Source organism: Pseudomonas sp. UTLPPB19802 (genome assembly GCF_059730225.1).
In genome coordinates, this window is record NZ_AP048545.1 from 3331983 (window position 1) to 3357303 (window position 25321).

A 25321-nucleotide genomic window follows, 5' to 3' on the forward strand; every position below is an offset into this window, starting at 1 on the left:
CGCGCGGGTGGGTTGAAACAGTGGGTTAGCTTGGGCAGTCCAGGTTCAGCACGATCACTGCACCGGCCACGGTTGCCAGGGTCATGAACGACAGCAGCTGTACGATCAGCCAGCCATTCAGGGCGCCCAGCTTGGTGTCGATCTTGCGTAGCCTGTAACACAGCGTCGAGGTGTCGATATGAAGCCGTGACAGGTCGAAGATGGCTTGAGAACGAAGCATGGAGATATCCAGCTTCAGCTCATCGAGGTGTTGGGCAATACAAGCCATGCTGGCGCAGCATGAAGGTGGTTCGTCCTCCATGGGCTCACCTGCACTGAGTAGGTTTTCCTTACGTCCATCGGTCGCGATCCGCGACGGGTGGCATTTCACATCCTGTTTCATCAGACCTCCAGATTTCATAGGGAGGGCCTGCCCATACGGGCAAGACCCGTATAGGGGAAACAACAGAACAGCAACGCTTCCATCGACCGCAATGGCAGTCGATTAGTCGCATCACTGGAAGCTTGGCGACCTGGTGTTGGACCCTGCGCAATGGCGCAGCGTAGCCGTGAGGTCCCAGCTACCTTGGCATGTTGCTGACAAGGCCAGCAGTACGCCCCTGCACAATGAATACCCAACCCCAAGACTGTCAAAGCACCCACTGCAACAAGCTTTTGCCGACGCTGGCGCCGTGTATGAAATCAAAACTTCCCCGTCGCGCTACCCCCTCAGCGGATGCAGGAGCCTTTGCATTGCACCTGTCAGGCATCGCTGAATATGGTTGTCCCCAGTGAGCGCATTCGAGGCTGGCCTCTTGGTTCAGTACTTCAGTTGAGGCTCACCACATCATCCCGCCGGCGCCGCTCTGAGCAGTGAACCATCGACGGCAACCACCCAGCAGCTAGCTGCAGCCTCACAGCAGGTGCCTGCTTTTCCCCAGTGGCACGCCGCGTCGTCCTACAGATAGACCTGGGCCCAGCAACTACATATTCATGGGCAACACCACAATCGAGTAGCAGGAGCGAGCGGTGTTCGCTTCCAGGAACCGTTCTGGTACTCCCTGGAGGCGCTTGCGATCTGCTCATCCATCAGACCTGTCGCAGCCTTGCTGCGACAGTGATTACAGGGAGTACCGCACATGCACTTGAGTTCTGATCACACCGCTGGCGAGACCTGCCAGATCCTGCTGCACATCAACGTCGAGTCCCTGCGACGGGACGGTTTTCTGCTCGAGCTGGCCGGCTTCGTGGACGGCTTGCCAGGCGTCGATATCCTCAGCGTCGAATTTGGCACCGGCAGTGAGCACGGTGCTTACCCAACGACCCCCTTTGCGTGAAGCACACCGGCCCGCTCGCGGGCCCTCACCTGACCATGGAGTGGTTTCCTATGCACCCGCTGAATCTGGCTGTCGCCTTTCAAGTCATGAGCAACATCAAGAACGGTCAACTGCGCAATTGCCTGGCCATGGGGTTTAAGGAACGGGACCTGGAGGCCCTGAGCGATCCCCGTTGCGTAGGCGCGCTGGTGAACTCACCGGCGCCCTGGTTCACGCTGTTGGTCGATAGCGATATCGTCCAGCGTGTCCTGGCCCATGCCAGGGGTACCGAGGAGGAGGACCTGATTCGTCGAGCGCTGTATCTGGGGGCCAGTTCTCCCATGCTCCAGCAGATATTCGGGCTGCCTCCCAAGGAGGTCGCCACACGCCGAACGATGCTCGGCATCGAGTACCGCAAGGGCCGCTGGCGCCAGGTCAGCTTCGATGAAGAAATGCGCCTGTGGGGGCATTGGGCGCTGATATCGAAAGAGCAGGGCACCAACCCGCAGGACCCACGCTCGGTGCTGCTGGCCGCGATGCTGATGGCCGAGCGCGAACCGACCCTCAACCTGGCCATGATCTGGAATCAGCTCCAGTACTGGATTACTGAAAAACTGGTGTAGGTGCCGGCAGAGCGCGCCAGCATCAGGTCGCTGGCACTGACCCAATAAACCACCGGCTCACCTGGAAGGGTGAGCCAATTCTTCCCAGAATTGCCTGCACGAGGCCTGATAACGGGCGGCAGGCCAGTGCTGCCAGCGAGCTGTGCGCCGATGGAGGGTGGAGGGCAATGGTCAGCTATGCAACAGTGGTGAGGGGCATCAGCGTGTAGCCGTTGAGTCCTGCTCTGGAGCGTGACGAGTTCTTCCCCAAGAACCTTCTGAACATCAGGAAACGGACCGCCAGAGGCGCTTCTGTGATTCTTGATTTTATGAGCATCCTTGGCTGCTTTATGAGGAGGCGGGAGTACTGCTCGTGCTGTCGTCGGGCTTCAAGCGGAGCCACCGACGGAACTGAAGTTGGGCGAGCATGGTGGGTCTTCACCACCGCACCTTCAGTCGCCGGCAGCTGCGGTCCTGCAGCCACCGGCCTGCGGCATTCAGTTGGCCGCAGATGCCTGTTCAAGCAGTGCTTCTACCACGGTTCGTGAAAGAGCCACTGAATGGATCATCCCCATAAGCAGATCTCGCTCGAAGCCCTCCAGTCGCGGACAGATTTCATCGGCGTTCAGCTCGGCGCACCGGAGTAACTCCGATACCTGGTTCAGCGCGACCTGGGCGGTGACGCCTGGTTGAACAGAGAACAACGATGGTGCGAAGGACGTATCAGGCTCGACAGTCTTGAAGGCTGTCGTGGTGAGCGTGTCGAGCAGAATCGGCGCCTGGCTATCAGGTGGTGCCGATTGAATCTGCGCCAGTGATTCATGTATGACCTTGCGCAGGTAGGCGGCTTTATCCGCCAGGCTGGACGTACTGCAGGGTGGTGGGTCGGGGGTGACTTTCTTGACCATGGTGAATCTCCTATTACGTTCAGGGGACTCCTCCACTCTCGCTGCGACACAAGGGTGGCGAGCTGTACGCAGGTTCGCAGACCGGTGAATAGGAAACCCGGCAGGCATAAGCCTCCTGCGCACAGCCCGCCATGACGCGGACACAAAAAAGCCGCTTTCGCGGCGCTGTGCGCCTATTCATCGCCGGGCTGCGAAACCCGCATCGCTGAATGTGCAGCGACCCTCGGACTCTAGTCACCACCGTTGACGCACACAATATTCTCCCATGCCCATAACACGTAGGAAACCGGTGTATTTTCGGAGGGCCATTTCGTGTCTTTCCAAGTGTGTCGGAGATCAGGAGACGCCGTCTTGTGGCCGGCAAACAACTTGTAACGCCACGACACTTCGAGCCTCATACCCGCAGCGGTAAAGTCGATCAGTAGCCCCACTGCATAACTGACCAAGGCAAGGAGTGCCTGCGCATGGTGTATGAGCGATTCCCCGTCGTCATTGACGGCAAACCCTTCTCCACGACTTTCCAGACCCAGGACGAGTTCGCCAGCGCCTGGAAGGCCGTGCTCGAAAAAGCCTATGGTCGCACCCACGCCATCTGCCGCTGCCCAGGCAAGGGCGAGCGCAAACTGGCCATCAAGCGTCGTGACGACACCGATGGCTTTCACCTGGCCCGCTTCGCCGGCACAGGACCTGAACACGCCAACGAGTGCCGCTTCTATGCCCCCGCTCCTGAACGTTCAGGCCTGCAGGGCTATGAGGTGGGTGTGGTCGAGGAGGGCGATGACGGTACCCTGCGGGTTCGTCTGGCCCGAGGCCTGATTGAGTTACCCGCCAGGGTAGGCGGCGCTCGCGACGATCGTCTTCAACAGCATTTCAGTGGTACCCGCAAGCGCACCATGACGCTTCTGGGGCTGCTCTGCCTGCTATGGCAGGAAGCCCGGTTGAACATCTGGTACCCCGCGATGGAGGGCAAACGCAACAGCGCACAGGTTCATGGCCTGCTCCGAAAAACTGCTAAGCGCATCAAGGCCAGTCGAGTGGCCCTCGACGAGGTGCTGATGGTGTCTGCCGCGCCACGCTCCAGGGCCGAGGCTGCCAACATGACGGTAGCGCAGCAGGTGAGCAAGGCTGGGCGCAGGGCGCTCGTTATCTCTCCTCTGGCACGCTTTGACGCCGGCAAGCACGGTACCTCGATGTCCAAGCTGCCCGTTGCGGGGCCTTATGGCATTCCGTACCTGAGCATGGCGCCTGAGGTCTGGGAGGACGCCCTGAAACGCTTCCACACTGAAGTGGCGGCCTGGAAGCGCGGCGAGCGCATCATGGTGTTGGCTCAACTCAACCTAGAGGCTGACAAGACCCAGGTGCGGGCCCAAGTGACTGACCTGGCGCTCATGCACATCAGCCAGCGCTGGATACCGCTGGACTCCGACTACGAGTCCATTCTGGAGTCGAGGCTGGTTGCGGACGCTCGCAGCTTCGAGAAGCCCCTGCGTTACGACGCCGCCGAGTGTGAGTTCTTCCCCGATTTCTGGCTCCTGGACATGAAGTGCGACTTCCCTCTGGAAGTCTTCGGCATGGACTCTCCTGAGTACCTCGCCCAAAAGGCCCGCAAGACCGAGTGGTACAACCGGGTCTACGGCTCTGGAGGTTGGTGGTATTGGGAGGCGGCGACCGTGGGCAAAATGGACCAGATTCCAGAGCAACTTTCATTCCGGATTGGCTCCTGTGGACTCTCCTTGAGTCGACTTTAATCGATGCCAGATCTTGGCCTAGTAGATAAGAGTCAGGTTGCTAGTGGGGGGAGCCTCAATGCACGCATGCTTACCGCTTGGGACGTTCGTGCCAAGCGCCTGCCTGGGTAATAGCTCTGTTGAAAAAAACTGAAAATCTCTCCATGCCATACGTCATTGTGCTTGGCGTAGGAGGGTGTGTCCCTAGCTGCTCGATGGAGGGGGAGAGAAAGTAGCAGCCTACGAACGATTGGCTGTTTCGCTCATAACCTCACGAGGATCGTGCGACTCGCTTCATCCTGGGCCTTCTTGTTGTTGGAATAAAGAGTCGTATAGACCTTGTGCTGTCTGTTGAGGAGTAGGTTATGAGTGATGGGGATGTGCGCGTTATTGGTAATGCAACTTCGAGCGGCGGAGCGCTTGAATTGCCGGATCTTCCCGTTGAGGGTGAAATCAGTACGTTTAGGGTTTCCATTGACGGGTGTACGTTCAATGCGGATAGCGATAAATATATCCTCGATTCAGCGGAGTTATCAGGGGTGATACTGCCGTCTTCTTGTCGTGCAGGCGCATGTTCAGCCTGTGTTGGGAAAATCGTCAAAGGTTCCGTAGATCAGTCAGAGGGGGCCTTTCTGAGTGATGAGCAGATTAGGCAAGGGTATGTTATGCCATGTATTGCATACCCTAATAGTAATTTGATAATCACAGACGCACGGTGGGAGTTTGATCGTTGAACTGCTCATTTTTAGCGTCTAGGCGCTCTATTCTTAAATTTTTGTCGTTGGCTCCAGCTGCGGCCTTTATGTCAGTCAGTGGTGATGATTCGGTAAATAATTATAAGATTGTGGCTTCGGGGGTTGAGCCAGGTTCTGTTGCAGATAGGCTAAAGGGGTTTCTTGAGAAGTATTCTATGAGTGACGACTCAGAGTATGAGCTGGGTGACCTCGATGTGGAGTTAATTTTTTTCAATGCGTTTGGTGAGGTTGTTTCAGATGGATATGTGTACTTGGTTCCTCCAGATGTATATCGTGCCACGTCCAAACAAATTGCCCCTGGCCTGAAAGTAGCAAGACTGGAAGGTGGGAGAGTAAATTTTAGAAACAGTTTTCCTGTCCCTGTAGTTCGTAGTGGCTATGTTAATTTCGGGCCAATGACTGCGGGTTCATATATTGATTTTTTTGTAATTTCGGATGGTAGGTTTTCAGGTGTAAGGATGGAGCTTGGAGAAGGTGTATGTGCAAGTAAGTATGCATTGACTGGTCGCGATTATTTTTTGGGGGCAAAGACGCTCTCTGATTTATATTTTGACTCTGGCGTAGTAGGGTCATTGAATTCTGGGGTTTGTCTGTCGCCGGTGCAGCTCGATCAGGTTGTCTCTATAAAAGCAAACGTTATATTGGTTTCGTGAGTGATGCTGATGAATTCGTCGTCTACTAAAAAAAGTTCGATACTATCTTGCTTGCTATTTCTGATTTCGGGAATAACCTATGCGTCCTGTGAACCCGTAGCCCCGGCGCAGTTGGATATGGGGAACCCATTCCCCGATCAACCAAAAATACCGGATCCAGATCCCGATTTGGATGGTGGCATAGCACCCTGCGCATTTGTAGGGAACCCCATCAACATGATGAATGGGGTGAAGGTACAGGAGGAGGTTGACTATGTACCGGGTGGTGCTTCTACACTCGTTTTGCAGCGATTTTATAATAGCACCGATGGGCTCTGGCGGCATAATTATTCCGATAATTTACTAATAGGTGTCTATACTATTACTTTTACCGATTGGACGGGCTATAGGGTTAGCTTTGATTCTAAAAGTCTCGCATGGCTTAGCGGCGGTAGGGGGGTATTAACACGTTCAGGCAACCAGTTGGTCTTTCAGGGCGTGGATGGTGTTAAAAAGACATTTGATGATTCTGGTCGGCTGATTTCTAAAGTTACATTGAATGGCCGATCGCAAAAGCTTTCTTATGGTCCTAATAATAAAATCTCAATTAGTGACGATGCTGGTGGTCAGCTGGTGTTGGAAGATGCCGGTATAAACCAGATAAGCAGTGCCACGATCAACGGCTTCTCAGTAGTATATGAGTATGATGCTGGCATGCAACTGGTTGCTGTCAAAAAGACAAATAAAGGCGTCACGCTGACAAGGCGTTACCTTTACGAGGATCCACGGCATCGCTTGTTAACAGGGATTGTCGATGAGGCGGGCAATAAATTTGCCAGTTGGCGATACGACGCGGAGCACGCTAGGGCTATTTATAGTGAGCACGCCGGTGGCGCAGAAAAAACAGCGTTGGAATACAAGGTTAGGCTCTATCAGGAGACTTATGTTAATCCAGTTTTTGAGTACACTTTCATTCGTGAAGACCCCGAGGTGACAACTGTCACAAACTCCTATGGGAAGAAAACCGAGTATCACTTTGCACGGATTAATGGGCAGAACGTCATAACGAAAATTGTGGGGCAACCCTCGCCAAATTGCCCGTCTAGTGATTCAAGCTATGTCTATGATTCTTTGGCTCGAGTCGTTTCTAAAACGGATGCTAAAGGTGTGACGACAACATTCAAGTACAATGACCGTAACTTGGTTGTGGAAAAGATAGAGGCAGTTGGGACTGCGGTGCAGAGAAAAATTATTACTGAGTGGCATCCAACATACTTAGTGCCTTTGAAGGTAACGAAGCCTGACAAGTTGGTAGAATACACTTATTCACCTCAAGGCTACATGCTGTCCAAGAAAATCACGCCAATTTAGCTGCATTGAAAACGTCACAGGCCTAGGGCTTGGCGACAATTTTATGGAGTTGGTACTTTTTCTCACTGGAGCTGAACATGCAGCATGCTTCCTTTCGTTTTGGTGCTCTGGCGCTGGTCTGTAGCCTTGCTTCCTTGCCGGTGCTTGCCTCGACCACCAACTACACGTACACGCCATTGGGACAGGTGGCCTCGATCGACGGTCCTCGCACCGACGTGTCTGACATTACCCAGTTTGCTTATGACGCCCAGGGCAACCTGACCACCATCACTAATGCCTTGGGCCAGGTTTCAAAGCGTGCAAACTTCGATGCTTACGGTAATCCCCAAAGCGTCACTGATCCCAATGGTGTGGTCACTACGATGACCTACACATCCCAGGGCTGGTTGGCCACGAGTACGACCGCAGGCGCAACGACCCAGTACGCCTATAACCCTGTTGGAGATCTGGCCAAGGTCACCGCTGCCGATGGTAGCTTCCTGGCCTATACCTATGACGATGCTCATCGACTGATTGCTGTCACCAACATGCTTGGCGACACTCAGAAATACACTCTGGATGCCATGGGCAATAGGACCTCTTCCCAGGTAAAGGATGCGAGCGGGAACTTGGCTCGTCAGCAGCAGCGTACCTATGATGAATTGGGCCGCTTGCTGACCCAAGTGGGTGCTGGTGGTCAGGTCACTCGTTATGCCTATGACCTTAATGATCAACTGACCCAGCAAACTGATGCGCGCAGCAACGCGACTTCTCAGGCTTTTGACGCTTTGGGGAGGATCGCCCGCATTACTGATCCGCTCGGGGGCGTCACTGCTCTGACCTACAACACTGACGACCAGATCACTCAGGTAGTGGATCCACGTGGGGTCATCACCCGATATACATACGATGCCGAGGGGCGGGTGCTCCAGGTTAAAAGTCCTGACGGAGGAACATCGAGTTTCTCGTATGACGAGGCCGGCAACGTTAAGCAAAGAGTCGATGCCCGGAGCGTTGTCACCACATACCAATATGATGCGCTGGATCGTCTTATAGCACTGCGTTATCCCGCAACACCCGCGTTGGACGTGACGTACACCTACGATCAAACCGATTCGGGCAACAAGGGTGTGGGCCGACTCACTACGATCAAGGATGCGAGCGGAACGACGGTCTACAGCTATGATGGGTTTGGCCAGCGAATCACCCAAAACCGTAGCTTGAACCTTGCGGGTCTGGACATCAGTGCCCCCTCGACCTACAGCTATGACAGCGTTGGTAGGGTCGTCCAGCAGGGTTACCCGGACAATATTTCTGTCAGTTACGCCCGCAACGCTGCCGGGCAAGTCAGTGCGGTTACACTGTCGCTCAATGGCCAGAGCTTCCCAATCGCCAGCAACATCGCCTATGCCCCTTTTGGCCCACTCAAGCAACTGACCTGGGGCAACGGGCTGACGCTGAGTCGGACGTTCAACCAGGACTATCAGATGACGGCTCAAACCGTCGGTGTCTGGCAGAACCAGTATGGTTTTGATCCGGTGGGCAATATCAGCAATCAGCAAAGCACTCTGTGGGGGGCAGTGCAGTACCAGTACGATGCGTTGAATCGTCTGACGCGCGAGCAGAACGCGGCCACCCAGAAGGATTACGCCTTCGATGCCACGGGCAATCGCACAGAACGCAAGACCACAGATATCAATACCGGCGCCGTCATTGAAACCCAAACGGCTACGGTCGCAGCCGACAGCAATCGTTTGGAAACCCTTGATGGACTGACGCTGCCTTATGACGCGATAGGTAACCTACGGCAGCACACCACAGGTCTGCGTTATGCCTATGACGATAGCGGTCGCATGAATGCGGTTTACCAGGCTGGCTCCCAGCGTGTCGCCACCTTCACTTACAACAGTCAGGGTCAGCGCGCGCTCAAGGTGTCCTTTGACCCGGTGAGTGGTGCTCTGCTCGGTGGCAGTACTTACCTGTACGGACCTGGGGGGGAAATCATCGGTCAGGCTGATTATGCAGCCAACGGCCAGCGCTTGGTGACGCGCTACTGGGTCTGGATGGATGGCATGCCATTGGCTCAAGTCGAGCTTCATTATGCCAATGGAGTTTCCGGTGGCTTCCAACTGGTCTTTCTGCACTCGGACCACTTGAATACCCCGCGCCTGGCCAGCACTCATCAAGGTATCGTGTGGAGTTGGGCCAGCGATGCATACGGCGCAGCACTGCCCAATGAAGATGTCGCTGGCAGTGGCAAGGCGACGCATATTCCGCTGCGCTTCCCGGGTCAGATCTATGACGCTCAGGCGCAGTTGAACTACAACTACTATCGCGACTACGACTCCAACCTGGGACGGTATGTACAGAGTGACCCGATCGGACTCAAGGGTGGGCTCAATACTTATGGGTATGCCAGTAGCAATCCTTTTAACAGAATCGACAAGCAGGGTCTGAGCTCAACCGGTGCCATTAATGTGTATGTACCAGGGTCTGGTGGCTCGCTTGCTGCTGGTACAGGCGTGTTTGCCGGAGTAGGTGTGGGCGCCGCCATCAGTAATTGGCTTTCTCAGCCCATGTTCGCTAAACCAAAACCTGGTTCTAAGCCCAAAGGTTGCCCTTCAGGGACGATTCCAATTGATCAGGTGCCTGGTTTGGATAAAGATGCGTTACACGGTGTTAAGGATGGCGTTGGTGCAGGTCCGCGAGATTGGACTGGGGTTGCTCCAAATGGTGATGTCTACACCGGCGATGCTGACGGAAATGCTGTCAACAATGGCCCAATCGATGATTACTTGCCTTAATTGAGTGAAAGATGAATCCATATACTTTTAGTGTGTCCTTGAGGTTCGCCGGCCCTAATTTCGATCCGGATGCAGTTGCTCGATCTCTCGGGGTGGAACCTAATACGATTCATAGAAAGGACCAGCCTAGGGTCTCGCCGAGCGGAAAGCTTTTAAGTGGTGTTTACGAGAAAAACTACTGTTCGTTTACGCTTTGCAAGAGTCATAGTGGAAGTTTGAGTGAGTTTCTTTTTGATGAGGCTCGAAAGCTTGAAGGCCTCTCAGGTGAGCTAAGAAACCATGTGCTGGCTGGGAATTCAGTAGAGTTTTTTATTGGATGGTTTGGAGATAGGAATATTGGAGAAACGTTTGGTAGTGGTCTTCTTGAAAAGGTAGGGCGGCTGGGGTTGGATATTAGTTTTGATATTTACCAAAGCTAGCGGCGTGAGGGTTTAATAAAAGGCGTCTAGGTCGTTCAGTTGATATTTTGAGTGCCGATTTTTTCAGCTGGCTTAGGCGTCTGGGTTTGCGATTTTCTTATCAAGGGCATCTTCGAGAGTTTTTTAATGCTTTCAAAGACGAGCAGGTGTCTTGATCTGTTTTTGAGAATTTCGCATATGTAGTGGTCTACTAGGCCCGAACAATATGTATGCAGTCGACCAGCAGATATGGTTTTCCCTTTGATTCAGATGAATCATGAATGGCTGTTAACTGATACCAAAGAAGCCGGTATGGGAGCAAATGCATGAGAGATTCCCGCACAGGATGGAAATAGTACCTTCCATTTTCCCCTGTTCAGGTGGTTGATCACAAAGATCAGTAACCGCTCCATGAACCCCACATTCAAAGCGGCCAGATGATCTTGGATTCTGTACTCCCGATTCCCTCCGGAGCCAGCACCTCATGATGCGACCCGACGCCAAAGTCGAAAAAGTCTACCTCTACCCCAAGCCTATCGACTTCCGAAAATCCATCGACGGCCTCGCCGCGTTGGTCGAGCTGGATATAAAAGTCGCGGTATTCGACCCCGTGCTCTTCGTTTTCCTCAACAAATCCCGTAACCGAGTGAAGATCTTGTATTGGGAACGCAATGGCTTCTGCCTTTGGCTCAAGCGCCTGGAATCCGAACGTTTTAAAACATCGCCCGATGCCTCGGACGAGGCGATTATGCTCAGCGTCCAGGAGCTGAACTGGCTGCTCGACGGTTTTGATCTCTGGCGCAACCGCCCTCATCAAGTTTTGACCCCGCGCTACGTGGGGTGACCCGGTATAATCCGGGCCATGATTTCTCTGCCCGATGACCTTCCTGATGACCCGGCCTTGCTCAAGCAACTGCTGCTTGAGGCACTCAATCGTCAGGAGCAAACAGCCCAGGCTTATCAGACCCACATCGTCGATCTGAAAGAACAGATCAAGCTGTTGCGTGACCGTCTGTTTGGACGCAAGTCCGAGCAAACCGTTGAACCCAATACGCCGCAACTGGCCTTGTTCAACGAACCCGAAAGCGAGCCGATGCCTTCGGTGGGTGACGCTGATGAGGAAGTCGTTGCACCGACAGCGCGCCGTGGCAAACGCAAGCCGTTGTCCGCCGATCTGCCGCGTGTCGAAGTCATCCACGAACTGCCCGAGCATGAACTGACCTGTGCTTGCGGTTGCCGCAAACATGCCATCGGCGAAGAGACCAGCGAGCAACTGGACATCGTGCCGATGCAGATTCGGGTCATCAAACACATCCGCAAGATCTATGGTTGCCGTGGCTGCGAAGCGGCCCCGGTCACGGCTGACAAGCCTGCCCAACTGATCGAAAAGAGCATGGCCAGCCCGAGCGTATTGGCCATGTTGCTGATCACCAAGTATGTCGACGGTTTGCCGCTGCATCGGTTTGAAACGGTGCTCAGTCGGCATGGCATTGATATTCCACGCCAGACTCTCGCACGCTGGATCATCCAATGCAGTGAACACTTCCAGCCGCTGCTTAATTTGATGCGTGACCGGCTGCTGGAAAACCCGTTGATCCACTGCGATGAAACCCGCGTCCAGGTGTTGAAAGAACCGGACCGAGACCCGACCAGTCAGTCCTGGATGTGGGTGCAAGCCAGCGATCTGCCGGATCGAAAAGTCGTGCTGTTTGATTACACCTCCAGCCGTGCGCAGGACGTGCCGTTGCGCTTGCTGGACAGTTATCGCGGCTATGTCATGACCGATGATTACGCCGGCTATAACGAGTTGGCGTTGCAGCCGGGCGTGGAACGTCTGGCCTGCATGGCCCATGCACGCCGCAAGTTCGTGGACGCGCAAAAAGTGCAGCCCAAAGGTAAGACCGGACGGGCCGATGTCGCGCTGACGATGATCAACAAGCTGTACGGCATCGAACGCGAACTCAAGGACGTCAGCGATGAACAACGGTTTATCGGTCGCCAGGAGCGAAGCCTGCCGATTCTGGCGCAACTGAAAAGTTGGCTGGATAAAACCCAATCGCAGGTGACACCGCAAAGTGCACTAGGCAAAGCCGTGCATTATCTGGCGAACAACTGGAGTCGGCTGGAACGCTATGTCGAAGCAGGTTACTTACCTATCGACAACAACGCGGCCGAAAGAGCGATCAAACCGTTTGTCATCGGGCGCAAGGCCTGGCTGTTCAGCGACACTGTCAACGGAGCCACCGCCAGCGCGCATATCTACAGTCTGGTCGAAACCGCGAAAGCCAACGGCCAAGAGCCTTATACGTGGCTGCGCCACGTACTTGAGCGGTTGCCACATGCCTCGTCGGTAGAGCACTACGAAGCCCTGCTGCCGTGGAACTGCTCGCCAGAAATGCCACGGTAGACCGTTAACCCACTGTTGGGCAGGTGGGGTTTATGGATCGCATACAAAGATCAGTCGTTACAAGCCAATGCGCAATGTGACATCCAGCCCGATATAGATGAAGCCTGTGTGAATGTAGAACTTGAGATTGGCAGGGCTTTAGGGCGTTGGGGACCGTTCAATCAGTGCCAGTCTTTTGTGAATGAGGTCATTAATAAGTGTAGGAGATGAGGCTTGTGAAAGTCGCGTTCTGGATTTTTGTTTGTTTTTTGTGTGCGGGTGTTGCGTTATTGTATTTTAATAGTGCCGTGTATAATTTTTGGCTGTCATCTGGTCCGCCAATACCAAGTCCAGGCTTGTTTCTGGATAAGGCAATTAGACATTTGCTTTATTCTATTATCCTCTTTACTGCTTCAGGGGTTAGCTTCTCCCGCTATCGAAGGTTAAGGACTAAGAAGTAGAGATTTGAGTCTGTTGAGCTCGATTGTTATTTGCCGTGGTCTACTAGCTTCGGGCTCTTTTAAGGCGAAAATGTTCGTCTTGCAGAGATGTCCGGAGTAAGTAGACCAGCTAGGCTCAAAAAATTAAGGTTTATACGCTGTTAGGATTTCTTGCAGAGACTCTTTAAAGTCTCCGTATATGTCAGGGTCTGCCTCGTAGGAAAGTTGATTATTCGCTATTTCCCGAAGTGTGGGTAGGAGCTCATTGAATATTGGTGTCAAATGTTCTGGGTGCTCGGTGACTCTGGCTTTTACTATTTCAATGAAACAGCTGGCTGCGTCCGGTTTGCTGAAAGCGTCGAATTTTCCAGATGTAATATGGTCGCGAAAGGAAAGAAGGTAGTACTGGAAAGGTATCGGTGGCATCCATCTTAAGTCTGCGCAGCGTGCAATAACATTTTCATAGAATAGCTGTTCTGCTTCTTCGCTGTCCTTTCCGTTAAACGTTTGATAGGCATCTCGAAGGTCAAGGAAACTTTCCACATCACCCCAGTCACTCTCAAGCGGAATTGTTTTCATTTTTCTGCCTCGATTATGCAAAGTGTTTGGGTGTCAATCGCAGTCCAATGGTTCATCTTTGCAGCTCCAGGAGTTTTCATATATTCTCGTCAGTCGCGCAATACTATTGTTAAGGTTCTTGATATCAGCTTTGTGTCTGTCTGGGAACCAGCGATCATCCCAGTCTTGCCTCATGCCTGCACACTGTTTTAACCACTTGATTCTGTTTCTCATATCTGCACAGGCGTTGCCTGTAGGGGGCGGAGGAGTATTGCACACATTCTTATATGTAGTGGTCTACTAACCCCGGACACCTTTTTAGGCGAGAATGATCGCCATACAGAGGTGTTCGATGAGCAGACAACGACGTACTTTCACCCCCGCCTTCAAGCGTGAGGCTGCCAGCCTGGTGCTCGATCAAGGCTACAGTTGCCCCGAGGCCGCCAGATCCCTCGACGTGGGTGAGAGCTTGTTGCGTCGCTGGGTCGCCCAGTTGCAACTGGAGCGCGGCGGCATTACCCCCACTGCCAAGGCGCTCACGCCGGAGCAGCAGACGATCCAGGAGCTTCAGGCCCGCATCAACCGGCTGGAGCTTGAGAAGAAAATCTTAAAGGAGGCCACTGCGCTCTTGATGGCCGAGGAACACGGGCGCAGACGTTGAAGTCGATTCGGCAGTTGGCAAGACACTACCCTGTTCAACTGTTGTGTTCGGTCTTCGAACTGCCCCGATCTTGTTACTACGCCCATCTGGCCCGGCGCCGTCGTATCGATGTGCGCCGAGTGAGCCTGCGCAGCCGCGTCAACGAGCTGTTCAGTCAAAGCCGTAGCTCAGCGGGTAGCCGCAGTCTCGTTGCCATGCTCCGGGATGAAGGCGTCGAGGTCGGGCGTTTCAAAGTCAGAAGATTGATGAAGGAGCAGGGTTTGATCAGCAAACAGCCTGGTTCTCATGCCTACAAGAAGGCCACGGTTGAGCGCCCCGACATTCCCAATGTCCTTGATCGGCAGTTCACCGTGGCAGCGCCGAACACGGTCTGGTGCGGTGACATCACCTATATCTGGGCACAGGGTCGATGGAATTACCTGGCCGTTGTATTGGACTTGTTCAGCCGCAGAGTGGTGGGCTGGGCGATGTCGGCCAAGCCTGATGCCGAACTGGTCATCAAGGCGCTCGACAGGGCTTACGAGATGCGTGGCAGACCACGGGGTGTCCTGTTTCACAGCGACCAAGGCAGTCAATATGGCAGCCGTAGTTTTCGCCAGCGGCTCTGGCGCTATCGGATGACCCAAAGCATGAGCCGACGAGGAAATTGTTACGACAATGCCCCCATGGAGCGGCTGTTTCGTAGCCTGAAAACGGAGTGGGTGCCGACGGTGGGTTACATGACGACAGCGTTGGCTGAGCAGGACATCGGCCGCTATCTCATGCAGCGGTACAACTGGACAAGGCCGCATCAGCACAACGGTTTCGTACCGCCGGCGGTGGCGGAAGAAAAACTCAATTCTGTGTCCGGGAATTGTTGACCACTACACATTTAGTCACTGCATGGATAGCATGATACCTCTAAGTTTAGGCCGGTTTCTGATATCTTTGAAAGCAATTCGTTTGATAAGCTTATTTCTAAAGTGCTAGTTTCGTTGATGTTTTAATAAAGCCCTGTGCGCAAAGTGGCTTTGCTGTTGGATGGAGGGGGTGAAGTAAGTACATGTAGCCTTTGAAGGAATTCGGAGGCTCTTTTGTTGAAGTCTGACCACTCTGAAAATTCAAAATCTTCTATGGGTACGCTGGCTGTACCGTTAGTCTTTCTGATTGTGTGGTTCTTATCACCTTCATAAGCCTCCAGAAACCGTGCGGAGGTTTCTTTGGTTCCAATTATTGAGAGGCTGTATTCTAATATGGTTATTTTCGCTCCTAGGTTTAGCACATTGGAATTTCTGGTTTGGGACAACCGAGCATTGTGGGATTTAGCTCGCACGCTTCCTCGAATCCAGGAGGCAGAATAAATTCCAATATATCATTGAGTCGGCCTTTTGAATCTGGTTTAGGTTTGTCTTTTTTCTAGCCACTCTTTATAGTATTCTTCAGTCGTTTATTTTGTGACCTGCCCGTTGGGCCCTTTCAGATCATTCATGTCGCCTTGTTTGTGAAGCCATTTCCAAAAAGCTTTTGGCAATCCAAACAGTTTGTCGCCAGGGTGAAGGTCAAAATGATTTATGTATGATAATGGGTACACATTTGCATAACCTAGGTAGGTGAAAATTTTCGGCTATTTTGTTGGGCTTCCACATTTATTATTTCCGCGTTGAAACCACGCAACGGAAAAATTATAAGAGCTAAGAGATGTGTTGTATTGGATCTCCGCTTCAAGCTCTCCTTTGCAATAGGAATCAATGAGCGCTGTGTCATTGGTGATATGGCGCCACCCAGCTGCCCCTAAGGTTTTTTTGTAATGCTCGAAAATCTCGCCTTGGTTTAGCGAGGCTTTGTATTTTTTTGAAACGATTGCGGAACTGGTTTTATGGTTCTTAGATATTTCAATAAGAGAGGCCCCATTTGGTAGGGCGATTCTTCCTGCTTCATCGACTAAAGTGGATAATGGTACGTATTTTTTGGATGGAAGTTTTTCGTCTGCCACAAAAATACTGCTGCAACTGCAATGACCAAGGCTGCAATTGCCTTGGCCATGATGGATAACTTGTTACTGGTGTTTTTGTTAATTTTCTGTTTATTTGATTATTAACTGAGCCAGGCGTTGTTGTCAGCGCCCTATTTCCAGAGTTTCGATGTGAGCAAGCTGGCGAGCTTGGTGCTAGAGGAAAGCCTAAGCGGAATTTTGCTATCTTTCCTATGCTGCTCTAAATTGATTTTCCAAGTCATGTGGAGGGTAAATATTTTTTTTAGATCTGAGTCATTGGACTCAGATCGTTTTGTGGTGGCTCTAGTACTTATCTGGTTATTTCGCAGTCTTCGCCAATTTTCTTCAGCTTTCCATTTTCAAAATAGAAGGCGGTCTGATTGAGCCAGATAATTTCATTTTCTTTTTTCAATACTATATTTTTGTCTTTATTTTTTTCGGCTTCCATCTGTAGTCGTTGAAAGACTACTTCCTTGGGTAACCCTCTCCAGGTACTTGTTAGTAGGCTGCTCAGTTGGCAGGCTGTACGTGCAGTGGTTTCGATGCTCTGATTTGAATAGCTTAAGGATATGGAGCGATCGATTACCAGGTAAGACAGATAAAGGCATCCTCCTAGGGATAGAACTAGTGCTGTTTTGGAGACGGATATTTTCATTTTTCTTCCTTGTGCCCTGCGTTGAAGGCTTTCTGTGAGAATGTCCGACACTGATTCGCGTTCCATGGAGTCCAGTTATATTTGGGGCGTTTATCGTTGTTGGCGATGCTCATGGCGTACTCATAGACTTTCTCTTCGTCCGCTTTAGCGTCGCACGTTAGATTTGCAGTGGTGTTTTTTCCTGCGGCGGAAGATAGAGATTTTTTAAGTTTATCCATGGAGTCGGCTGTCGGTTGCCCGTCAATACCTATTTTTAGATTCGGGATACTAACTTTCCGAACATTGCCATCATCAGAGCTTAGTTTTTTTCCGACTACGCCAGAGGAGTTTGGGTTGTACCTTCCATATTCATAGTACTGAGTAACACCTTTCGAATCGTATCCCAAGACACCACCGTGTCCGCCAAGCCAAGTACTGGTCTGCCCGTCAGCATATTCAATGGGATAGTCAGGGAACAGTACCACGCAGGCTGCAAGTCCATCAGGGTCGACATTGTTGACGGGATTGCTATCGGCATAACCGTATGTATTGAGCCCACCGTTCAAGCCAATTGGATCGCTTTGTACATACCGTCCTAAATTCGGATCGTAGTCCCGGTGGTAGTTGTAGTTGAGCTGTGTTTGGGCGTCGTAGATCTGCCCTGGGAACCGCAGGGGTATATGGGTTGCTTTACCGGTTCCTGCCACATCCTCGTTGGGGACGGCTGCACCGTAAGCGTCGCTGGCCCAGCTCCAAACAATTCCCTGATGTGTGCTAGCTAGGCGTGGAGTGTTCTGATAGTCCGAATGCAGAAATATCAGTTGAAAACCGCTGGCGGCGCCGTTTAGATAGTTGAGTTCCACTTGAGCTAAAGGCATGCCGTCCAGCCAGACCCAATAGCGAGTGAGCAGGTGTTGGCCGTTGGCCGCGTAGTCGGCCTGGCTAATGATGTCTCCATCAGGAGAGTAGAGGTATGTGGTGCCACCGGTTAGAGAACCGCTTGCAGGATCAAAGCTTACCTTGAGGGTGCGCTGGCCTTGGCTGTTATAGGTGAAAGCAGCTACTCGTTGAGCACCTGCTTGGTAAACCGCATTCATTCGACCGCTATCATCGTAGGTGTAGCGCAGGCCTGTAGTGTGCTGCAGCAGATTTCCGGCAGTGTCATAGGGAAGAGGTAACCCTGCCAGTGTCTCCACACGGTTGCTGCCTGCGGCGATAGTTGAGGTCTGCGTTTCGATGATCGTACCGGTGGCTAGGTCAGTGGTCTTGCGCTCCGTACGGTTTCCTGTCGCGTCAAGGGTGTAGTCTTTCTGTGTGGCCGAGTTTTGCTCCCGCGTCAGTCGATTTAACGCGTCGTATTGGTATTGCACAGTACCCCACAGGCTGCTCTGCTGGCTGCCTAGGTTACCGACCGGGTCGAAGCTGTATTGGTTTTGCCACACGCCCATGGATTGAGCTGTCAGCTGGTAGTCTTGGTCGTAAGTGCGGTTTAGGGTCAAGCCATTGCCCCAAGTCAGTTGCTTGACTGGGCCAAAGGGGGCGTACTCAATGTTACTGGCAATGGGGAAATTTTGCCCGTTGAGGGTAAGTGTGACGGCATTGACTTGTCCCGCACTATTGCGAACATAGCTGACCGATATGTTGTCGGGATAACCTTGCTGGACGAGCCGACCAGCGCTGTCGTATTTGTAGGTTGTAACGGCGCTGACATTAAGACCAGCCAAATTTAGAAGTCGACTCTGACTAGTTCGCTGACCATTGTCATCATAAACATAGGTCGTTGTGCCGCTGGCATCCTGAACTGAAGTGAGCCTGCCAACACCCTTGTTACCGTCTTCTGTCTGATCGTAGATATAGCTCACGTTCAGTGCTGGGCTAGCTGGATAACGTTGGGCGGTTAATCGGTTCAGAGCATCATACTGATAGTCGGTGACCACTCCGCGTGCGTCGGTTCTTTGCTTGACGTTTCCAGCATCATCGTAAGTGAAGGAGGCCGTTCCTCCGTCAGGGCTTTTGATCTGCAGTAGAAGCCCTTCAGCATCATAAGCGTACTGCGTCGTGACACCTCGCGGATCAACCACTTGGGTGAGCTGGTCGTCGGTGTTGTAGGTCAGTGCAGTGATACCACCAAGCGGATCAGTGACTTGAGCCACACGACCTAATGCGTCAAATGCCTGATTCGTCACATTGCTGCGCGCATCAGTTTGTTGGGTCACTTGATCGTTGAGATCGTACGCGTAATGAGTGACCTGACCGCCAGCCCCAACTTGAGTCAATAGGCGGCCGAGTTCGTCAAAGGTGCGCTGCTGCTGGAGTAAAAGGCTTCCAGAAGGGTCCTTAATTTGAGCTGAGGTCCGATTGCCCATAGCATCCAAGGTGTAGCTCTGTGTCTCCCCTTGGGTGTTGGTCACCGCAGTCAGACGTCGAGCGCTGTCGTAGGTGTAAGCCAAGAAATTCCCATCAGGTGCGGTTATCTTAATGAGGTCCCCAACGGCGTTGTAGGCGAATTGAGTGGTGGCGCCGGCGGTCGTGCTCGAGGCCAGCCAACCTTGAGGGGTGTAGGTTAGTGTGGTGACTACGCCATTGGGATCAGTGACAGTTTGCGGGTTGCCGTAGGTATCGAAGTTCGTGCGGGTCGAGATTTGGCCCAGCGCATTGGTGATGGTGGTCAGATTGCCTTGAGCGTCATAGGCAAAGCTGGTGATATCTGACACATCAGTACGAGGACCATCGACCGTGGCAATCTGGCCAAGAGCTGTGTATGTGTAGCTGATGGTCGAGGCTGAAACGGGCAAGGCCCAGAAGCCGCAAGCGAGTGCGAGAGCGCTAAAACGGAAGATCGTGTGCTGCATGTTCAAATCCTTGAGAAAATGAGCCAGGTTCAGTTGGGCGTGGTCTGCTGACTCAGCGACCTTCCTTGGGCGTCATAGGTGTATACCGTGGTGCGGGTGGGCTCCACAACCTTGCTCTTGAGGTACCGTGCAGGATCCCACTCAGTAACGGTGGTTCGGGCGAGCGGGGTGCCGCTGGCCTCGGTCCGACTGGTCTCCAAGCCTCTATCGTTGTAGCTAAATGTAGTAACTAAGCCCTCGCTATCTATTTTGCTCTGGAATTGGCCGTTGTCGGTGTATGTATAGCTTGAGTTGTTAGCCGAACAATTTGCAGACGCCTCTCCTGCGACGGAGGTGATTCGCCGGGTACCTTGGAATGTTTGGAAGTTATAAGTCGAGCGCTTTCCGAGCGCATTCGTGACCTTGACGGCTCCCTCGCTGCTATAATCGTATGTTACTCGATTGGTTTCGCCAGACAAGCTGCTAGTCAGTACTCGCCCTTTGCTGTCATATGACCAAGAATGACTCCGCACACCGCGTTCATCAATGATTCCTGTCAAGAGCTTGTTATTGGCTGTATCTTCGTAAACATAATTTATAGTTGATGTTTGCGTGCCTTGGATGTGCGTTTCAGATGCTAGTCGCCCGTTGCTGTCATACACATAATCTGTGATGAGTTCAGGTGAGGAAATTGATGTTACCTGGTGCGCATTATTTTCAGTCAGCGTAGTGCTCTTTCCGAACTCATTAGTCACTACACGCGCTAGACCTGTTCGCTGGATGGTTAAGTTTGACCCTGGGCTTACGCCCTGTGTTCTAATTAGTGTCCCTTGCTCATCGAAAATCAGGTCAGGTTCGTTAGGCGTTTCAAGTTTCCACCCTTCAAGATTTTTTTGTAGAGACCCTATGACGCCTTTAATCGCAGTGGCTGTGTTTTGGCTTCTTGAGAACGAAAGCTCTTGACCATCACTCTTGATAACCAGTATGTCGCCATTTGTGATGTTAAGTCTGTCAGAGTAGTTGTCGTTCCACGCAGCGGAAGAGCTATTGTAGTGCATTGATACATTTGGGATGTTTAAATTGACGCTTGTAGTGCTCGGTTGAGTGATAGATAGGCGCTCACCCGTAGCGCTCACGCCAGGGCTAGCTGAGCAAAAGCTATCATTGATTGGTCCAGCTAAACATCGCCCAAACTGCGGGTCATGGATTTTACCTACTGGGCATCCATCGCCACGACGGTCTACGCCCATGCCCATTTCAATAGCTCCGTCAGATAACCTTTTGTATCTACACCACGCTAATATCTCACTCCCCATTTCGATGGTTAAGGTATTATTTTCGTCTAGGTAAATGGCACATGCTTCATACGCCGATGGGAAGTGGACGTTTGGTCCTAAAACCCAGTAGCTCCAATAGTAGTCTTCGGCCGCCGCAGTGTTAAGGCACATAGCGGAAGTCGCAAGGCTTACGAGTACAATACTTCTTCTTAGGAGTGAGTGAGAAAGTAACCTGTAAGGTTTTTCCAGGATTTTTGGAGATATCATTGTCAGATCCTTCTATAGAACGATTAGGCTCAGTTGGGTGATGTCTGCTGACTCAGCGACCTTCCTTGGGCGTCATAGGTGTATACCGTGGTTCGGGAGGGTTCAACAACCTTGGTCTTGAGGTACCGCACAGGATCCCACTCAGTGGTAGTTGTACGGGCAAGCGGGGTGCCGCTGGCTTCGGTTCGGCTGGTCTCCAGGCCGCGGTCATTGTAGGTGTACGTGGTGATCAATCCCTTCGCATCGGTTTTGGTCAGCATCTGGCCGAGGGTGTTGTACGTGAAGCTGGAGTTGCTTGCTGGGCAGTTGGCTGAAGGTTCTCCCTCAATCGCACTCACGCGTTTGACATTGCCCACTGTCACGAAGCGATAGGTTGTGTTCTTACCCAGCTCGTTGGTAACCGTCCTTGAGTCATCGGCGTTATAGGCAACGAGCGTTTTCTGGGCACCACCGGCATGTTCACTGGAGACCGCACGCCATTGAGCGTCATAGCTCCAGGTGGCAAAGCGGACGCCACGCTCATCAATAATGCCCGTTAACAGGCCATTGTTGCGGGTGTCCTCATAAAGATACTTTCGCACGGTGGTGGCACCGGCTGCCGTGCGTTGGACTTGGGAGAGGTGCGCGCCGTCCTCGTAGACATAGGCAATGTTCAAGTCCCCCGCTGAAAAGCTCAGAGGTTGATGCTGAGCGTCTTCGGTGAAAGTGAGTTGACGGCCACTACTGTCAGTGACGATCGACTGACCGTTTACAACAGTAATTTTTTGCTCGGCGCCAGCAGTACTAATTATCCCAATCAACCCGCCGCCAGAATTGAATTTGTATGTGTCACCTGTTTCTGATACCCATTCCCATGTGTCGCCGACTTGGTTCAAGCTACTTCCGCCAGAAAGAGAATAGCGGAAGACTGTATGGAAGTAATGCTCCTTACCATCGGGTGCGATCAGAGCCCATTTATCAAGAGAGAATCTGAGATATGCCGAGTATGTGTGTCGCCAGAGCCCATCCACACTGTTGTAGTATCTAGAAAAGCCTCTGCCGTTTTGGTCCGGTGAGACATAATCGTCTTCTTTTTCGTACTTGTTGCCAATCGCTATATTGATAGGATTGCCGACACAACTTAGTGCAGGCGGTGTTCCTTTTTGCTCCTGTGCATCACAATCAGCGGTCGCATCAGGTCCGCAGGTATCACCGTATCGATAAACAAAATACATTTGCCAGCTTTGTTCGTACCAGTTTCCGTCAAAGGGTTGATACCAATCCCAAGTGCAATGGTAGGCGACATCTGTATATGGGCTTACTCGTGGGTTTCTAGCGGGTTGAATTTCGCTGAACGCATACATAGTGCCGTTGCAGGCCGCCTGCGCCGATGAAAATTTGGCGGTACGGTCATTGTTGTACCAGTAGTAGGGTTCTCCAAATGCCTGGCTTGCACCAATTAAGGTCAGCATTGTGATTGCTGCTGTACTGTAGCGAGGTTTCCGAGGGGGCTTCCTGCTGCCTGAAAAATAGTGCGCTAGGCAGCTTTTCTGTGAATTTGCTAGCTTCATGTTCAGTTCCCTCTGCAACAATTAGTTAGATATCTGTCATTGTGCTCTTCATCGGCGTCATCAACTGCATCTTCTGCCGATACTCATCCGTGACATCTTTAGCTTCACTGCTGCCGGTGATCACCCTCGGAGTGATCAAGACAATCAGCTCAGACCGGCCGTTCTTGCGCTCGGTATTGCCGAACAACCACTGAAGCCCCGGAATCTTGCCCAGGTACGGCACGCTGTTGTCGGTCTTGGAGTCGTTCTGCTGAATCAGCCCGCCCAGCAGGATAGTCTGGCCACTCTGCACCGCGACCTGGGTCGAGACCGCCCGCGTCGAAATCGTCGGGTTGCCGTTGGCATCGACGGCGTTGCTGGCGTCGCTGACCTGTTGCTGAATGTCCAGATACACCAAGCCACCCGGATTGATGCGCGGCACCACGTCCAGGATGACGCCGGTCTGCACGTACTGCACGGTGCTGGTGGTCAGGTTGGTGCTGCCGGTGTTGATGGTGGTCTGGTTGATCGGGATATTGTTGCCGACCTGAATCTGCGCCTGTTGGTTGTTCATGACGACTAGGGAAGGTGCGGACAGGACACGCGTGTTGCCTTCGGTCTCCAGGGCATGCAGCGCCACCTGCAGGTTTTTGCTCACGAAGGAGTAGAACAGCGAATCGGTGGCACCGAGCGCTGCACCGCCACTGCCGATAGCCCCCTGGCTACCCGAAACGTTTTCGATGCCCTTGGTGGTGGAGTTGCCGGCCAGGCGCCCCAGGTACCACTGCACGCCCAGGTTCAGCGAACCGGTGAGGCTGACCTCGAGGATGCGGGTTTCGATCTGCACCTGCATGGGCATGGCGTCGAGCCGCTGAATGGCCGACTGAATCTCTGCCCATTGGTTCGGGCGGCTGCGCACCAGCAACTGGTTGCTGCTCTTCTGGGCGGTGATGCGTACCGCATCCGTGAAGCCGCCCTTGAGCCGGTTGCTGCTGTTGTTGCCATTGCCGAATGAGTCTTCCTGGGTGCCGTCCTCTGGGTAAGTACGCTGCTTGTCGCTGAGACCACCCAGGTTGCCGCTGCCCATGTTGTTCGCACCGCCGCCGAGGCTGGTCGGGCCGCTGTTGGCACCATTACCAAATCCGCTGCTCGACAAGGTCACCGTGCGCAGGCCTGGAGCAACCTGGGCCGGCGCGTCATCGGCCACCGCCTCGTCGCTGTAGATCTGGCGCAGGTACTTGGCCAAATCAGTGGCTTTCATGTTGCGCACGTCATAGACGTACATCTGCGGTTCGTTGCCACCGCCCTGGTCGATGGTATCGATCCAGCGGGCCACGTCGTTCAGGTATTCCGGCTGCGGGGAGATGGCGACGATGGCGTTGGTGCGCTCGATTGGCAAAAAGCGCAGCATGCCGGCCAGTGGCGTACCGCTTTGAGGGCCGAACAGTCGATCCAGCTCCGGCATCAGTTGGCTGACATTGGCGCGTTTCAAGCCGAAGACACCGATCGACATGCCCTTGAGCCAGTTCACGTCGAAGGTGCTGATGGTCTGCTGGTAGTTGTTCAGCTCGTCGGGAGTACCCGCCATGACCATGACGTTGCGCGAAGGGTCGACCATGAGGAACGCGCTTTCACGGGCAAAGGGCTTGAGCAGTTTCTGCATCTCGACAGGCGACATGTACTGCAACGTGAAGAAGCGTGCGGTCAGGCCGCTGCCAGGCTCAGGAATCGACATGCTGGGGGTGAGCCTGCCGGCGACGGCCTGGTTGGCCGGCAGCACCAGGTAGCGATCGCCCTGACGGATAATGGCGTTGTTGGTCCAGGACAGTAGGGTTTCCAGAATGGCAAACGCCTGTTGCTTGTCGACCGGCTTGGAGGTGGAGAAGGTCACGTCACCCGTCACGCCCTGACCAATGCTGTAGTTCTCCTTGAGGACATCGCCCAGGATGGTGTTGACCACCGCCTGGATCGAAATGCTCGAGAAGTTGAACATGGTGCCGGCTTCACCGGGCGCCGCAGTGGGCTTTGGTTTGACGGCAGTGCCTTTGGGGGTCACCAGGCCGCGGGTGCCGCGGATGATCTGGTGTTGTGGCGCTTGCGCCACCGTGGCGGCACTGATCGGCAGCGGCGCAGGGCTTGCTACCGGTGCACTTGCAACGGGCTGGCGGTCCGGGCCGGTACCGGCCAGGCCTGCCTGGAGAATGCTGTCATCCCGTGCTTCGTCGGTGGAGCTGGACATGCAACCAGACAGCAGAAGAAGACTGGTCATGCATGGAAAGGCGAAGCGTCTGATCA

20 protein-coding genes are annotated in these 25321 nt (G+C 53.1%); 11 read left to right on the forward strand and 9 right to left on the reverse strand.

Features of this window, described 5'->3' with window-relative positions; genetic code table 11:
- Positions 1 to 25: 25 nt before the first annotated feature.
- Positions 26 to 382 carry a hypothetical protein gene (locus tag AC6I6U_RS14980; RefSeq protein WP_497882680.1) on the reverse strand — a complete coding sequence of 119 codons (357 nt, stop codon included), beginning with the start codon at positions 380 to 382 and terminating at the stop codon, positions 26 to 28.
- A 736-nt stretch (positions 383 to 1118) separates the two neighbouring features.
- On the opposite strand from AC6I6U_RS14980, the gene AC6I6U_RS14985 reads away from it, so the two are divergent.
- Together AC6I6U_RS14985 and AC6I6U_RS14990 are read left to right on the forward strand one after the other, a co-directional pair.
- Positions 1119 to 1316, forward strand: a complete 198-nt coding sequence (locus tag AC6I6U_RS14985) for a hypothetical protein (RefSeq protein WP_497882681.1) — start codon at positions 1119 to 1121, stop codon at positions 1314 to 1316.
- A gap of 50 nt (positions 1317 to 1366) precedes the next feature.
- A complete protein-coding gene (locus AC6I6U_RS14990) occupies positions 1367 to 1918 on the forward strand; it encodes an STY4526/YPO1902 family pathogenicity island replication protein (protein ID WP_497882682.1) in 552 nt (183 codons plus the stop codon).
- A gap of 476 nt (positions 1919 to 2394) precedes the next feature.
- Here AC6I6U_RS14990 and AC6I6U_RS14995 read toward each other — a convergent pair whose 3' ends face one another.
- Positions 2395 to 2805 carry a DUF6124 family protein gene (locus tag AC6I6U_RS14995; protein ID WP_497882683.1) on the reverse strand — a complete coding sequence of 137 codons (411 nt, stop codon included), beginning with the start codon at positions 2803 to 2805 and terminating at the stop codon, positions 2395 to 2397.
- Positions 2806 to 3269: 464 nt separating this feature from the next.
- Between AC6I6U_RS14995 and AC6I6U_RS15000 the strand changes: the two genes are divergently transcribed.
- The 8 genes from AC6I6U_RS15000 to tnpC all read left to right on the forward strand — a co-directional run bounded on the left by AC6I6U_RS15000 (position 3270) and on the right by tnpC (position 12878).
- Positions 3270 to 4553 (forward strand): DUF1173 family protein, encoded by a 1284-nt coding sequence (locus AC6I6U_RS15000; protein WP_497882684.1) that lies wholly within the window; start codon positions 3270 to 3272, stop codon positions 4551 to 4553.
- Positions 4554 to 4897: 344 nt separating this feature from the next.
- Entirely contained in the window at positions 4898 to 5266 is a 369-nt protein-coding gene (locus AC6I6U_RS15005; protein ID WP_497882685.1) for a 2Fe-2S iron-sulfur cluster-binding protein, read from the forward strand.
- On the forward strand, positions 5263 to 5940 hold the full coding sequence (locus AC6I6U_RS15010) for a hypothetical protein (protein ID WP_497882686.1): 678 nt from the start codon (positions 5263 to 5265) through the stop codon (positions 5938 to 5940). The genes AC6I6U_RS15005 and AC6I6U_RS15010 overlap by 4 nt, the downstream gene beginning before the upstream one ends.
- Before the next feature lie 9 nt (positions 5941 to 5949).
- Positions 5950 to 7290, forward strand: a complete 1341-nt coding sequence (locus AC6I6U_RS15015) for a DUF6531 domain-containing protein (protein WP_497882687.1) — start codon at positions 5950 to 5952, stop codon at positions 7288 to 7290.
- Positions 7291 to 7367: 77 nt separating this feature from the next.
- Positions 7368 to 10073 carry an RHS repeat-associated core domain-containing protein gene (locus AC6I6U_RS15020; RefSeq protein WP_497883033.1) on the forward strand — a complete coding sequence of 902 codons (2706 nt, stop codon included), beginning with the start codon at positions 7368 to 7370 and terminating at the stop codon, positions 10071 to 10073.
- Positions 10074 to 10084: 11 nt separating this feature from the next.
- A complete protein-coding gene (locus AC6I6U_RS15025; RefSeq protein WP_497882688.1) occupies positions 10085 to 10492 on the forward strand; it encodes a DUF4279 domain-containing protein in 408 nt (135 codons plus the stop codon).
- A gap of 463 nt (positions 10493 to 10955) precedes the next feature.
- The gene (gene tnpB / locus AC6I6U_RS15030; RefSeq protein WP_497882689.1) at positions 10956 to 11315 is read left to right on the forward strand and encodes an IS66 family insertion sequence element accessory protein TnpB; all 360 of its coding nucleotides are present in this window, start codon (positions 10956 to 10958) and stop codon (positions 11313 to 11315) included.
- A gap of 18 nt (positions 11316 to 11333) precedes the next feature.
- Positions 11334 to 12878 carry an IS66 family transposase gene (gene tnpC, locus AC6I6U_RS15035; protein WP_497882690.1) on the forward strand — a complete coding sequence of 515 codons (1545 nt, stop codon included), beginning with the start codon at positions 11334 to 11336 and terminating at the stop codon, positions 12876 to 12878.
- Between the two features lie 563 nt (positions 12879 to 13441).
- On the opposite strand, the gene AC6I6U_RS15040 is transcribed toward tnpC, so the two are convergent.
- Positions 13442 to 13876, reverse strand: a complete 435-nt coding sequence (locus tag AC6I6U_RS15040) for a hypothetical protein (protein ID WP_497882691.1) — start codon at positions 13874 to 13876, stop codon at positions 13442 to 13444.
- Positions 13877 to 14207: 331 nt separating this feature from the next.
- Between AC6I6U_RS15040 and AC6I6U_RS15045 the strand changes: the two genes are divergently transcribed.
- Positions 14208 to 15376, forward strand: a protein-coding gene (locus AC6I6U_RS15045) for an IS3 family transposase (protein WP_497882692.1) whose coding sequence is annotated in 2 segments (ribosomal slippage) — positions 14208 to 14469 and positions 14469 to 15376 — 1170 coding nt in all. Because the reading frame shifts where the segments join, the coding sequence is not laid out codon by codon here.
- A 743-nt stretch (positions 15377 to 16119) separates the two neighbouring features.
- On the opposite strand, the gene AC6I6U_RS15050 is transcribed toward AC6I6U_RS15045, so the two are convergent.
- The 6 genes from AC6I6U_RS15050 to gspD form a co-directional block, all read right to left on the reverse strand.
- A complete protein-coding gene (locus AC6I6U_RS15050; RefSeq protein WP_497882693.1) occupies positions 16120 to 16488 on the reverse strand; it encodes a hypothetical protein in 369 nt (122 codons plus the stop codon).
- Between the two features lie 310 nt (positions 16489 to 16798).
- Positions 16799 to 17143, reverse strand: coding sequence for an Imm58 family immunity protein (locus AC6I6U_RS15055; protein ID WP_497882694.1), 345 nt, complete (start codon positions 17141 to 17143; stop codon positions 16799 to 16801).
- Positions 17140 to 19974, reverse strand: coding sequence for an RHS repeat-associated core domain-containing protein (locus AC6I6U_RS15060; protein WP_497882695.1), 2835 nt, complete (start codon positions 19972 to 19974; stop codon positions 17140 to 17142). The genes AC6I6U_RS15055 and AC6I6U_RS15060 overlap by 4 nt, the downstream gene beginning before the upstream one ends.
- A 29-nt stretch (positions 19975 to 20003) precedes the next feature.
- Complete coding sequence (locus AC6I6U_RS15065) at positions 20004 to 21497, reverse strand: hypothetical protein (protein ID WP_497882696.1); 1494 nt, start codon at positions 21495 to 21497, stop codon at positions 20004 to 20006.
- Positions 21498 to 21526: 29 nt separating this feature from the next.
- Positions 21527 to 22948 carry a DUF6531 domain-containing protein gene (locus AC6I6U_RS15070; RefSeq protein ID WP_497882697.1) on the reverse strand — a complete coding sequence of 474 codons (1422 nt, stop codon included), beginning with the start codon at positions 22946 to 22948 and terminating at the stop codon, positions 21527 to 21529.
- Positions 22949 to 23072: 124 nt separating this feature from the next.
- Positions 23073 to 25295, reverse strand: coding sequence for a type II secretion system secretin GspD (gene gspD / locus AC6I6U_RS15075; RefSeq protein WP_497883034.1), 2223 nt, complete (start codon positions 25293 to 25295; stop codon positions 23073 to 23075).
- Between the last annotated feature and the right edge of the window lie 26 nt (positions 25296 to 25321).